Raw genomic sequence first — 11,281 nt, 5'->3', positions numbered from 1 at the left:
CTCTCGATGACATATTGGGCTGATGGATACGTGATAAGTGCATCGAGACGGGTTCTCAATGACAAAATGAGCTGATGGATACGTGATAAGTGTATCGAGATGGGTTCTCAATGACAAAATGGGCTGCAACATACGTGAAAAATGTGTCGAGACATACTTTTGCGATTAAATTTCAGCCCACAGTCAACAGTAAGAGACCTAAACGAAAACTCTTCGTTTAGGTCTCTTTTTTACCATCAATCACTGTTTTCACTTAAAACAATTTCTTCTATATGAACATCTTCTAAATCTTCATTCTCTGTAGCATTTATTTTTCCTTTATACAGTGATTGACCATCGGATAAATCAAAGATCTGAAGGTACATTTCTTTGTCCGTATTGGTTACTAAATAAAGGTTTCCTTGGTGAGTTAGCGAAGGATAAAAAGAAATACTGTCGACATCTATTAAAAGGTCTTCTGAGAAACTACCTTCTTCAATTTGATAGCTATTAATTCTCAACCCTTCTGCGAGTTCATCATAATAATAAAGCGTCGAGCCATCGAATGAATCTACATGCCTCGTTGTAAAATCTTCAGGCATGTCTAACTCTTTCATTTGTTTATTTTTCACATCATATGCATATAAATTTTCGTTAGTTATCTGTTCTGTATGCGTTGCCTCATCGAATTGATAGGCCTGTTTTCGAATGACAATATATTCATTGGGTGCCCATTCTACAGATCCTCTTAGCGTAGTAAAATTAACACTAGAATTTTCATCAGACTCTTCATCTCCTGACAACAATACCTTTTGTCCAATCAATTCCTCGGTATCGGCATTGATTTCCATTAGATGAATTTCTGTATAATTGTCATTTCTTGTGTTCACATGCATGTTAGCAAATACTTGAATAACGTTATCATTCATTTGTACATCCATGATATTTGCAAAGGAATAGTTATTTCCTGGGAAATCCACATCTATAGAAGATGATTTTTCTGTATTTTTATCCAACCAAGAAGCAGTCAACGAAATATCGTTTTCATATGTTCGATTGAAATTTGATTCAACAATAACCAACTGTTCTGCATCTTCATAAATATGGCCGCTATAGAAATCTTTCCCTCGCATAAAGCTTCGATAGTCATGCTCTAACCTTTGCTTCGTTACTTGAAAAGTTCCATCAATTTGATCAATTAAATTCAAATCACTTTCATAAGTTGAACCCTTTTGATCAAGCTTAAAACGATTGTACATTGACTCTTTACTGTGCACACCTAATAAAGTAATCGGTTCAAGTAATGTTTCATCACCGGAAACGGTCTCGACCGATAATTCCGGGTTTTCACTGGATGCTAGTGCTGTGTACACATAATAAGTTCCAATGCTTAAAACAACAAAACCAATTAATACAACAGTTTTTATATATTTCTTCATTCATTCTCCCCCTTACACACGAATTTTCTTGTCTAGTAGCCGCTTGCTGAGCCAAATGGAACCAGCCAAAACGATTACTCCCAAAGCCAATATTATCAAGAGCACTTCACCGTTATATAAAAATGAATGAAAGATTGTCTCATTTAAAATCAACGGTAAAATGACTAACAGATTTGCCACTACAACAAACGTTCCTCCAATCAATGCGCCCTTCAAACGGTAGCTTCTTTCTAATAAAATTGCCGTGAAAAGAATGACAACTGTTAAAATCCCTGCTCCATAGAAACTCATGAATAATTCAAATTGATTCGGAACAATTAACAGTAAGATTTTATTAAATTCTATTAATTGTCGAAGAGTGACTTCCATTACATATTCACCCGGAACTGTCCACCTCATCACCAGCATTTCAATTTGAATAGCAATCAACTGAAATCCAACTAAACTTAACGTTGCAAGCACAATTGTCGTTAACTTTGCGAAGAATAGATTGATTCGTTCGGTCGGTAGCATTAACAAACGATAGACAAATGTATTTTTCCCAAACCAATCACGATACCAAATCAAGAAAACATAAAACAATATGGCAGCAACACAAATCATAATCGGTCCAATGAAAAACAAACTATTAACAACTCGATCAAACGAAAAATAACCAATAGTTTGTAAAACTTGTGAAACCGATGACCCATCGTTTTGTTGAAGCATTTCTACTTGAGTCAGATAATTGTTCTTAGAAACAAACACACCTACGAGTTGAACAATGAACGTAAACCCCATCAAAATAATCAACAATTTCATGACACGATTTAATTCAAAGTTTAATAACTTAAAGAAATTCTTCATTGAACGAACACCTCCCGAAGTACATCGATGACTGACTTCCCTTCTGACTCTCGTACATCTTCTGTCATGAATTCTTTTTGAATTTTACCGTCATTCAATAAGACGACTTTGTCGATCAAGTGTTCAATATCGCCAATCTCATGCGTGGTAATCAACACACCACGGTCTTCGATTAAATGACTTGTAAAAACTTCTGCGATTTGTTCACGGCTAAAAATATCAATCCCAGAAAACGGCTCATCCATTAATATGTAATCTGCATCGACGGCTAGGCCGAGCAATAAATTAACTTTTGCCGTATTTCCTTTTGATAAACTCGCAATTTTATCTTTACGATTTAACTTAAAAAACGCCAACATGTCGTCTGCGCGACGTTGATTCCAATTTTGATAAAAATCTTTCATAAACTCCATCGCCATTTCAATCGTGAAATGCGGCAACATAATCGTTGCATCAGGTATGAACACAATTTTTTCGAATGTATCTTTTTTCACTTTTTCTCCGTCAACTAAAATTTCTCCCGCTTGAAGTGGCGTCAACTTCATAATCGCATTCATAATCGTTGTTTTACCCATTCCGTTTACACCAATCAAGCACGTGATTTGCCCTTTCTCAGCTGTGAAAGACACTTGATCCAAAACCGTTTTACGACCGAAACGTTTCACAATATCTTTAACTTCAATCATTGTAATCCCCCTTTTCTTTATAATGTGTTTCTATTAATTTCATCGCATCTTCCAACGGTACATTGATCGACTTAACTGAATCCACGAATTGAGAAACAGCTTCATCAATTAATTCATTTCGTACACCACGCAATACATCCTGGTCATGCGTTACCTTGCTCGGCTGGTTTTTCTCTGTTTTGATCAACCCTTCCTCCTCCATTTCTTTATACGCCCGCTGAGCTGTATTCGGATTTATTTTCAACTGGCTAGCTAACTCTCTTCTTGAAGGAATCACATCTCCTGATTCCAGAAAACCCTTGGCGATTTGCAGTTTAAAATGCTGAATCACTTGGATATAAACGGGATCTCGATTGTTAAATTGGATGTTCATCTTTTTTGCGCTCACTCCCATCTCAAAGTGTATTAACTGATTAATACACCAAGAATAAAAAAATATGACGAACAGTGTATTAACCACTTAGTACACCGTCTGAATGTATTATATGCTTAATACACTAAAACCGTCAACCGCTTTTTTTAAAAAAACAAGCGATATGATAGAATACATGGGAAAGGAAGGTCGAAAATGAAATTCGTATCATGGAATGTGAACGGCCTGAGAGCCGCCATCCGAAAAGGTTTTCTAGATTATTTTCACGAAATAGATGCAGACTTTTTTGCCGTACAAGAAATTAAATTGCAAGAAGGGCAAATCGATTTGGAGTTAGAAGGATACCATCAATTTTGGAATTATGCTGAACGGAAAGGGTATGCTGGCACTGCTGTTTTTACCAAGCATGAACCACTTAACGCCTACTACAATTTTGATCATGAAACCGTTCAACCAGAAGGTCGACTCATTACATTGGAGTATGAGAATTTCTATTTTGTCACCATTTACACACCGAATTCTCAGCGCACATTGGAGCGTCTACCAATTCGCTTAGAGTGGGAAGAACAGTTTTATGACTACATAAAAAAGCTAGACAAAATAAAGCCTGTCATTCTTTGTGGAGACTTAAATGTCGCCCATCAAGAAATTGATCTCAGAAACTATAAATCCAATCATGGAAATTCCGGCTTTACGAAAGAAGAACGCGAAAAGATGACTCGGCTTCTCGATAATGGATTTACGGATACGTTACGCTATTTCTATCCACAAGAAGAAGGACTATACACCTGGTGGTCGTACATGAAGACCGTTCGTGAGCGAAATATCGGTTGGCGGATTGATTACTTTATTGTATCCGACCGTCTTCGTGACAATTTGAGAACAGCCAATATCCACGCTGATATTTATGGAAGTGATCATTGTCCGATTTACTTAGAAATAATTGATATATGAAAGTGAGGAGGTTTTAGCATGGAACGTCCATCAAGAGTCATGACCATTGCAGGCTCAGCCGCTGGAGGTAGCGCTGGCATTCAAGCTGATTTAAAAACATTTCAAGAGCTAGATGTTTATGGAATGAGCATTATCACTGCCATTGTCGGAAAACATCCTAAAACAAACAAAAATGTTCACCCCGTAAATCTGGAAACAATTGAAGCTCAATTTTCTACAGCAATCAAGCAAATTGGTGTGGACGGTATTAAGACTGGCATGCTGTTCTCAAAAGAAGTGATCGAGCTGGTTGCCGTCTTAATCGAATCCACGAACATCAATCATCTAGTTGTTGATCCCGTCATGATTGGAAAAATGAATTCCAAACTATTAAAAGATGACGCAATCGAAGCATTGAAAAAACACTTACTCCCACAGGCAACAATCATCACACCGAATGTCCCTGAAGCATCCGTGCTGCTCGATAACCGACCAATCTCAACCGTTAATGATATGAAACAAGCTGCCATCGATTTACATCGACTCGGCTCAAATAATATTCTTGTCAAAGGCGGTCGACTGGAAGGACCGGCCATTGATGTGTTGTTTGACGGAACAACCCTAACAACATTGGAAGCACCACGGATCGATACCGTAAACACAAGCGGAGCAGGCTGTTCCTACTCCGCGGCGATTACTGCCCAATTGACTAAAGGAAAAGATGTGAGTGAAGCCGTCTTGGATGCAAAACGGTTCATTACAACTGCCATAGACCACAGTTTTGCTTATACAGATATTGTTGGCCCAACCTACCATGCAGCGGAGCGGAAGTATGGTATAGCACATGAGATCAAAACAGAAACAACATCAGTTTAGAAAATTAAGAAAAATACGTATAAAGGGTTAATTTTGTTCTCCAATTCATGTACAATAGTATGAACAGATTAAAGGAGGAATCAAAATAACACAATGGACAATTCCGATTCTTTTTTGCGCAACTAAATTTTAAGTAAAATTTTTTGCCACTTGCAAAAAGAGCGGGATACCTGTGTCTATTTTGATATGAATACTATATATTTTTTTAGTGATCGAAAAGAGATTGTTTCATTGGACACAGAGGCACCTCTGTGTCTTTTTGTGTGGCTTGATCGGAGTGATTCTCTACTATGTATCTATTAAAAATGAACGAAGTTTCAATGGAAGTGGACGGAAAACCTTTATTTCAAAATGTCTCAATCGAAGTGAAAGAAAATGAACGAGTTGCACTGATTGGAGAAAACGGCACTGGAAAAACAACTTTAATTAAAGGAATTTTGGGTATTGAATCAATTAATAATGGACAAATATCATGTAAAGTTGAAAATTATCAGATTGGTTATATTCTTCAAGAAAGTGACATAGATGTACAATTGCCTTTAAAGGATTGGGTAATGCATGACCACCCAAATTATTTTCATAAAGTGGACTTAGAAGCTTATACCGAGCAAATGCAATATTCATCTCACCCAATTGTAATTGAAAAGTACAATGAATCACTTAAAAAATACTTAGGTCTTGACGGCTATCAATGGGAAATTAAGGTGGAGAAATTACTTCATCAAATCGGACTATATCCAGAGACTTGGGCCATACCTTTTTCTAAATTAAGTGGTGGTCAGAAAACGAAAGCTAAACTTACTAAAATGATGTTATTGAACCCAAAATTGATTATATTAGATGAACCGACGAATCACTTAGATTTACAAACAACCGAATGGCTTGGTCATTGGCTATTAAATTATAAGGGTACTGTTTTATTTATCTCACATGAGCGTTCCTTCATAGATCAAATTGCTACTTCGACCTACGAATTAACCGATAATGGTACAAAAAGATATTCAGGAGGCTATTCCTCATTTAAGAAACAAAAAGAATTGGAACTGAAAACACAAACCCTTCAATATGAAAAACAAGAACAAGAACGAAAAAAATTGTCTCAAGCAATCCAACAATACAAACAATGGTATGTCAAAGCCAGCTCTAAAGCGAGTGTCCGTGATCCATATGCTCAAAAGAAAACGACTAAACACGTAAAGAAATATAAAGCAAAAGAGAAAGCTCTCGAACGTTTGAAAGAAAATGAAATTACTAAGCCAGCAGAAAATCCAACGATAAAGGCTGATATAACACCTGGTGATTTTTTTGCCAAAGATTTAATTCGACTTGAAAACGTCTCAAAGTCGTATGAGAAATATTTGGTTATACAGGATGTCAATTTGCATCTAGAGCGGGGCGATCGATTAGCTGTAATCGGTGAAAATGGTAGTGGGAAAACCACATTGCTAAAGCTTATGATTGGTCTGATTAAACCGAACATCGGTGAGGTGAAACATCATCCTCAGATAAAAATTGGTCATTTTTCTCAGGAACTACAGAACATAAACACAACCAATACCATTCTAGATGAAATCATGGAGATTCCTAGGATGAAACAGTCTGATGCACGAAACATTCTCGCCAGCTTCTTATTTAGAAAAGAAGACGTATTTAAGCAGATCAGTGACCTCAGCATGGGTGAAAAATGTCGGATTGCTTTTGTAAAATTATATTTTTCCAACGCAAACTTATTAGTTCTCGACGAACCGACGAATTATTTTGATATCCCGTCTAGGGAAATTATCGAGGAAGCATTAGTCCAATATCCTGGAAGCATTGTGATGGTAACCCATGATCCTTATTTATTAAGGAAAATCTCGAATAAAGTAGTTTCCCTTAAAAATAAACAAGCGAATCTCTATCTTGGAAGTTATCAAGAATGGGAAGAACACAAAATGCTCTCACCAAAACAGCAACAACTAAAAAATGAATTGGAGCGACTTGAATTAAAGTATTCTGAATTGCTGGCGTCTGAACTAGATGATGATTCACTCTTGAATGAGATTCAATCTGTTAAAGAGAGAATTGGTTTCATTCAAGATAAATTAAACAATTAAGAAGAATGACTAGACCACAAGGTATTGTAGTCTAGTCATTCCTTATTTCTAAGCCACAACTTAGAAGCAATTATAAAAATCGTCCGAGAGAATAAGAAAAGCCTCCCTCAGACGATAAAACTATTCATTTACTGATTTTCTTTCGTCGGCCCCATTACCCCAGGCACTTCCAAGCCTGCCTGACGTAACAACACCGTCATTTGTCCACGGTGGTGAATGTTATGCTGGAGAAGTATACTGAACACTTTTCCACGAGGCATTGTCTGACCTAAAACCTCCACTTCTGCCAACATTTCGTCATCTGATAATCCTTCAACGCCCTGTTGAATTTGTTCCGTTACTTTTTTAAAGACTCGAGCAATCTCACTCGCTTCTTTCGGAACAGTGGTTGGATCATCAACGGTGTCAACTTCCAACCCCGCCTGTTTACCGAAAGCTCCCGTTACGACTGTAATATGCCATGCTAGCCAGCCAAGCGTATTATGACCTTCAACGATTGATTGGTCTAACTTGTCATCCGTTAACGCATTATAAACTTGAAGTGTTCCATTCGCATAATTCTGCCAGTCTTGAAGAAAATCATCTGTTGTTCGATACATTTATCCCACTCCTTATTTATTGATTTCACTCTATTACAAACATAGTAAAAGAAGTGGAGAAATACAAGAAAACCACATTGGATGTTCTTTTAGATAAACTCTATGTGAACCGACTGGTTTCTACTTCACTTAATTTCATATCCGTAATCGTCCCTTGATGAAAATATAATTGCCATCTTCCATCAATCCATTTCCAGATCGAATTTCGGAGCGTATTGCGATTCCTCGTTTTGTCGGTTAGAAAATAGGTAGCTAATACTACGTCAGGTGCTAGTGGATGAATTTCATAATGATGTATTTCCATTTCGGCTATAGCCACACCAGCTCTCAGACATTCTTCTATATCAAACATCCTACCTGAACTCCCAATTTCGAAAAAATCATCTGCTAATATATCTGCTAGTTTTTCTTTGCTTTTACGTACCTCTATGTTGATATGGGTTTCTTCTAACCTTCTTAGTTGGTCTTTTAATATTGGATTCATTAAAGTTCACCTTGATTATCTTATTTTTAAATCGATGGTACTTATTTTAGCATACTCTAGTTGTAATATTCCGATAAATTAAATATAATTAGCTAAAATAGCTATTATAGCTAATGAGGTGATCCAATGATTGTCAATTCAACCGAACTTCAAAATAACTTTGGAAAATATCTGATGATGGCCGCCTATGAAGACATTGTTATCACACGAAACGGAACGGAAATCGCCAGACTTACGACAAAACAACAGGAAAATCAAATAAATTGGGTTCACGAAAGGATGCCGATTGAAGGATACGGTCAAAAAGCAACTTATGATGAGTTTCTGCGCTTACGTAGTGAAACAGAGGAACGCTATGAATATATCGATGGTGAGATCTATTTACTTTCCTCCCCAAAGACAGCGCATCAGTATGCAGTAACTAGATTAATTGCTTTATTTCATAACTTTTTTGAGGGGACCGATTGTACACCGTTCGTAGCACCTTACGACATCGAACTAATGAAACCTTCTGGAGAAATGAATATGGTACAACCTGACTTAATGGTAATCTGTGACCTGGATGAACACTTAGGAGCAGATGATTACTACAAAGGTGTGCCATCGTTAGTTGTTGAGGTTTTATCAAAAAGTACGAGAAAGAAAGATCTCTTGATTAAAGCAGATTTATATCGCCAAACTGGTGTTCAGGAATATTGGATTGTTAATCCGGAAAACAGGCAAATTATCATTTATCAATTCGAAGACCAAGACATTAAGGAAATGGTGTCTTTCAGTTCAGAAGATACAGCTAAATCGTTTATATTTGATGAACTAGAAATTGAATTGAGGGGTTTGTTTAAAAAATAATTGAGTAAAGTGTTGAAGATTAACTAAATTGCATTCCGCCAATTTCTGATTACTCTTCAACGCTTTATAATGTCAACCACTATTGAGAAAATGACAAGATTAACTTAACACAAAGGCTGACATTTAACATAACCAGATGAATCAATGTATTCAGCTAGTAATTCGCTAAGATCACTAACTCGAGGATAACCAATCCATTGGTCCTGTTTTGTATAGCTTAATTGACATAATTGATTAATAAATTCTTGATCCTCTGCAGTTGCATACCTAATGTTCATAATATCTCCTCGTTTTTTTATATTCATAATTTCAACTACCTTCTGCGTTAATGAAATAATATCTAAAACTCTTATATACCCCCGAATTATTGATCGTTATCCATTCTCTTTCCAAAAAATACTTTTTACGAATTTTACCTTATGGTTTGTGTAATCACTTACTGCAGTTGAAGATTGTTTTAAATATTCCTTCTTTAATTCTAAATACTCTTCTCTTGCTTCAGGATTAGAGTTTAGATAGTCTCTAAAGTAAATAAGGTTCTTCCACAGATCCTTGTGATACTCTACTAAGTGTATAAAGTGAGTCTTCTTCTCATAAGTATCATCCGTAAACTTTGCTAAAACAATTTCATCGGGTCTTTTGACTTTCAACCTTAAAAAATCCGCTTTAGATAGGCCTTTCAATAATGGCTTGTCGACTGTAGCTAAATCATCAACACCTACAACAATGTCTATCAAGGAACAGCCCACGATTTAATCTCTTCTGGCTTTCCTTGTAGTACCATCAGTAACTGTCCATCCTCATTAACACAGACACCTGCAGAACCTTTCCATACCTTCATACTTGGTAACCCCCTACTGTCTATACAAGTAGTACTTCTATTAAGCTGTCTTGAAATCCTTTATAGAGTGAAGAATTTCAGCAAAAGAAAAAGCGTTCGAAGACATATCGAATTAGGATTCCTTCCTATTCCAACATTATCTCAAACGCTTTTTACATAATTTAAAACCTCCAGGTTGTATACTCTAGTTCTTTGAACACTTAGGTCTAAAAATCAATATCAATCGCCTATTGTAATAAAATTATCAAACGAGACGTTAAATTCTCTTTTTCTGAATTCTCTATACAAGAGATAGGATACTTTGATAAAATTAGGTATAAGTGAAAGAAGGTGTATAATGAAAACTCAATCTCTAATTGCCAGGCAACCTGATGAATTAAAACAGTTTGAAATGAAGAACGATCGCTTTTATATGATAAGTTTAAGACATGTTCATTTTGGTCCAAAATCATTTAAGATTATCCTAGAAAATAAACATCAAACATTAGAAGTCATTTATGATCAATTCGATCCAGCAGTGCCTGTAAGTTACTACGTTTGGAATTTTCGATATGGTACAGAAATGACTCGAACTGATTTACAACAGGCTAATAGGGAATATCCTTCTTCAGCGAATAAAGATTGTTATTACTATTTCAAAGTTCAAAACTCAGAATTTATCGAGTGGAACGATATTACCTCTTCGTTTAAAAGTAAGGACTTTCCTGAACTTGAACACCATTTATACTTTACAGATAATGATATTTTAGAAGTATTGAGTCTTTATGAACCAAAATTTGTTGTGGTAGATAAATAAGCCTAACTACCAACCAGAAACAAATTAAATTTTGGTTTCCTGGCTGCTTAATATTTGGAAAAATATTAAAACCTTGTTATAGAAAAAGGTCCATAAGTGAAAATGGAATTCCGAATGACAGCGCCTTACCAGAAGCGACATTCAAGGCTAAATATATTACCGACGAGTTTTTTCTAGTCAGGAAGAGATGGACATGGCATTATTTGATTATGTACATTGGTTTAATAACATCCGCATTCATGGGATTACTATCGTACCTCACTTGGTTTCATATCTAGGTAAGTATTAAACCACCATCAATAAAATAATAATTTATAATCTTAAACATATTGACAGTTCAACTCAGTTCTGGAATAATGAAAACAATTAAATATTTATATCCTTTAATTTAGTCCTGTGAGGCTTATCAAGGAAGCGACAAACTTTAGGTAGAGATACGTATGTCAAATCCCTTTTTTCCTCATGGAGAAAAGGGATTTTTTTA

The 11,281-nt window shown here is 36.0% G+C and carries 13 protein-coding genes and 1 pseudogene; 6 read left to right on the top strand and 8 right to left on the bottom strand.

Features of this window, described 5'->3' with window-relative positions; translation table 11 throughout:
• Positions 1 to 236 precede the first annotated feature (236 nt).
• Genes FPQ13_RS11280 through FPQ13_RS11265 form a run of 4 tightly spaced genes read right to left on the bottom strand, consistent with a single transcriptional unit; the run spans position 237 to position 3,323 of the window.
• Positions 237 to 1,418: a hypothetical protein gene (locus FPQ13_RS11280; protein WP_144089433.1), complete on the bottom strand. Its 1,182-nt coding sequence runs from the start codon at positions 1,416 to 1,418 to the stop codon at positions 237 to 239.
• Between the two features lie 12 nt (positions 1,419 to 1,430).
• Entirely contained in the window at positions 1,431 to 2,264 is an 834-nt protein-coding gene (locus tag FPQ13_RS11275; protein WP_144089432.1) for a hypothetical protein, read from the bottom strand.
• Positions 2,261 to 2,950: an ABC transporter ATP-binding protein gene (locus FPQ13_RS11270; RefSeq protein WP_144089431.1), complete on the bottom strand. Its 690-nt coding sequence runs from the start codon at positions 2,948 to 2,950 to the stop codon at positions 2,261 to 2,263. Before FPQ13_RS11270 ends, FPQ13_RS11275 begins: the two co-directional genes overlap by 4 nt.
• The gene (locus FPQ13_RS11265) at positions 2,943 to 3,323 is read right to left on the bottom strand and encodes a GntR family transcriptional regulator (RefSeq protein WP_144089430.1); all 381 of its coding nucleotides are present in this window, start codon (positions 3,321 to 3,323) and stop codon (positions 2,943 to 2,945) included. Before FPQ13_RS11265 ends, FPQ13_RS11270 begins: the two co-directional genes overlap by 8 nt.
• 195 nt (positions 3,324 to 3,518) lie before the next feature.
• On the opposite strand from FPQ13_RS11265, the gene FPQ13_RS11260 reads away from it, so the two are divergent.
• From FPQ13_RS11260 to abc-f, 3 genes are all read left to right on the top strand, one after another.
• Positions 3,519 to 4,277 carry an exodeoxyribonuclease III gene (locus FPQ13_RS11260; protein WP_144089429.1) on the top strand — a complete coding sequence of 253 codons (759 nt, stop codon included), beginning with the start codon at positions 3,519 to 3,521 and terminating at the stop codon, positions 4,275 to 4,277.
• Positions 4,278 to 4,295: 18 nt separating this feature from the next.
• A complete protein-coding gene (thiD, locus tag FPQ13_RS11255) occupies positions 4,296 to 5,132 on the top strand; it encodes a bifunctional hydroxymethylpyrimidine kinase/phosphomethylpyrimidine kinase (protein ID WP_144089428.1) in 837 nt (278 codons plus the stop codon).
• 290 nt (positions 5,133 to 5,422) lie between these two features.
• Entirely contained in the window at positions 5,423 to 7,228 is a 1,806-nt protein-coding gene (abc-f, locus tag FPQ13_RS11250) for a ribosomal protection-like ABC-F family protein (RefSeq protein WP_144089427.1), read from the top strand.
• Positions 7,229 to 7,356: 128 nt separating this feature from the next.
• Here the strand turns inward: abc-f and FPQ13_RS11245 are convergent, their stop codons facing one another.
• Positions 7,357 to 7,827 (bottom strand): DinB family protein, encoded by a 471-nt coding sequence (locus FPQ13_RS11245; RefSeq protein ID WP_144089426.1) that lies wholly within the window; start codon positions 7,825 to 7,827, stop codon positions 7,357 to 7,359.
• A 100-nt stretch (positions 7,828 to 7,927) separates the two neighbouring features.
• Positions 7,928 to 8,311, bottom strand: a complete 384-nt coding sequence (locus tag FPQ13_RS11240) for a nuclear transport factor 2 family protein (RefSeq protein WP_144089425.1) — start codon at positions 8,309 to 8,311, stop codon at positions 7,928 to 7,930.
• A gap of 126 nt (positions 8,312 to 8,437) precedes the next feature.
• Between FPQ13_RS11240 and FPQ13_RS11235 the strand changes: the two genes are divergently transcribed.
• Positions 8,438 to 9,160 carry a type II toxin-antitoxin system prevent-host-death family antitoxin gene (locus FPQ13_RS11235; RefSeq protein WP_144089424.1) on the top strand — a complete coding sequence of 241 codons (723 nt, stop codon included), beginning with the start codon at positions 8,438 to 8,440 and terminating at the stop codon, positions 9,158 to 9,160.
• Positions 9,161 to 9,264: 104 nt separating this feature from the next.
• Here the strand turns inward: FPQ13_RS11235 and FPQ13_RS13540 are convergent, their stop codons facing one another.
• Together FPQ13_RS13540 and FPQ13_RS11230 are read right to left on the bottom strand one after the other, a co-directional pair.
• Positions 9,265 to 9,438 carry a hypothetical protein gene (locus FPQ13_RS13540; RefSeq protein ID WP_186279663.1) on the bottom strand — a complete coding sequence of 58 codons (174 nt, stop codon included), beginning with the start codon at positions 9,436 to 9,438 and terminating at the stop codon, positions 9,265 to 9,267.
• Positions 9,439 to 9,534: 96 nt separating this feature from the next.
• Positions 9,535 to 9,897, bottom strand: a complete 363-nt coding sequence (locus tag FPQ13_RS11230) for a GrpB family protein (protein WP_246065505.1) — start codon at positions 9,895 to 9,897, stop codon at positions 9,535 to 9,537.
• A 441-nt stretch (positions 9,898 to 10,338) separates the two neighbouring features.
• Between FPQ13_RS11230 and FPQ13_RS11220 the strand changes: the two genes are divergently transcribed.
• Positions 10,339 to 10,797 (top strand): hypothetical protein, encoded by a 459-nt coding sequence (locus tag FPQ13_RS11220; protein ID WP_144089422.1) that lies wholly within the window; start codon positions 10,339 to 10,341, stop codon positions 10,795 to 10,797.
• A gap of 83 nt (positions 10,798 to 10,880) precedes the next feature.
• Positions 10,881 to 11,086: pseudogene (locus FPQ13_RS13785) on the top strand (IS3 family transposase); the annotation flags it as partial.
• Positions 11,087 to 11,281: the final 195 nt, after the last annotated feature.

Origin of the sequence: Allobacillus salarius (assembly GCF_007559425.1) — a bacterium.
Classification (GTDB): Bacteria; Bacillota; Bacilli; order Bacillales; family Alkalibacillaceae; genus Allobacillus; species Allobacillus salarius.
Note: the sequence above shows the minus strand (reverse complement) of the source record. Positions and strands in the feature narration are given on the sequence as shown.

Excerpts from the sequence above, each read along its gene's own strand:
- FPQ13_RS11280 (WP_144089433.1), bottom strand. The coding sequence starts at position 1,418 with ATGAAGAAATATATAAAAACTGTTGTATTAATTGGTTTTGTTGTTTTA.
- FPQ13_RS11275 (WP_144089432.1), bottom strand. The coding sequence starts at position 2,264 with ATGAAGAATTTCTTTAAGTTATTAAACTTTGAATTAAATCGTGTCATG.
- FPQ13_RS11270 (WP_144089431.1), bottom strand. The coding sequence starts at position 2,950 with ATGATTGAAGTTAAAGATATTGTGAAACGTTTCGGTCGTAAAACGGTT.
- FPQ13_RS11265 (WP_144089430.1), bottom strand. The coding sequence starts at position 3,323 with ATGAACATCCAATTTAACAATCGAGATCCCGTTTATATCCAAGTGATT.
- FPQ13_RS11260 (WP_144089429.1), top strand. The coding sequence starts at position 3,519 with ATGAAATTCGTATCATGGAATGTGAACGGCCTGAGAGCCGCCATCCGA.
- thiD (WP_144089428.1), top strand. The coding sequence starts at position 4,296 with ATGGAACGTCCATCAAGAGTCATGACCATTGCAGGCTCAGCCGCTGGA.
- abc-f (WP_144089427.1), top strand. The coding sequence starts at position 5,423 with ATGTATCTATTAAAAATGAACGAAGTTTCAATGGAAGTGGACGGAAAA.
- FPQ13_RS11245 (WP_144089426.1), bottom strand. The coding sequence starts at position 7,827 with ATGTATCGAACAACAGATGATTTTCTTCAAGACTGGCAGAATTATGCG.
- FPQ13_RS11240 (WP_144089425.1), bottom strand. The coding sequence starts at position 8,311 with ATGAATCCAATATTAAAAGACCAACTAAGAAGGTTAGAAGAAACCCAT.
- FPQ13_RS11235 (WP_144089424.1), top strand. The coding sequence starts at position 8,438 with ATGATTGTCAATTCAACCGAACTTCAAAATAACTTTGGAAAATATCTG.
- FPQ13_RS13540 (WP_186279663.1), bottom strand. The coding sequence starts at position 9,438 with ATGAACATTAGGTATGCAACTGCAGAGGATCAAGAATTTATTAATCAA.
- FPQ13_RS11220 (WP_144089422.1), top strand. The coding sequence starts at position 10,339 with ATGAAAACTCAATCTCTAATTGCCAGGCAACCTGATGAATTAAAACAG.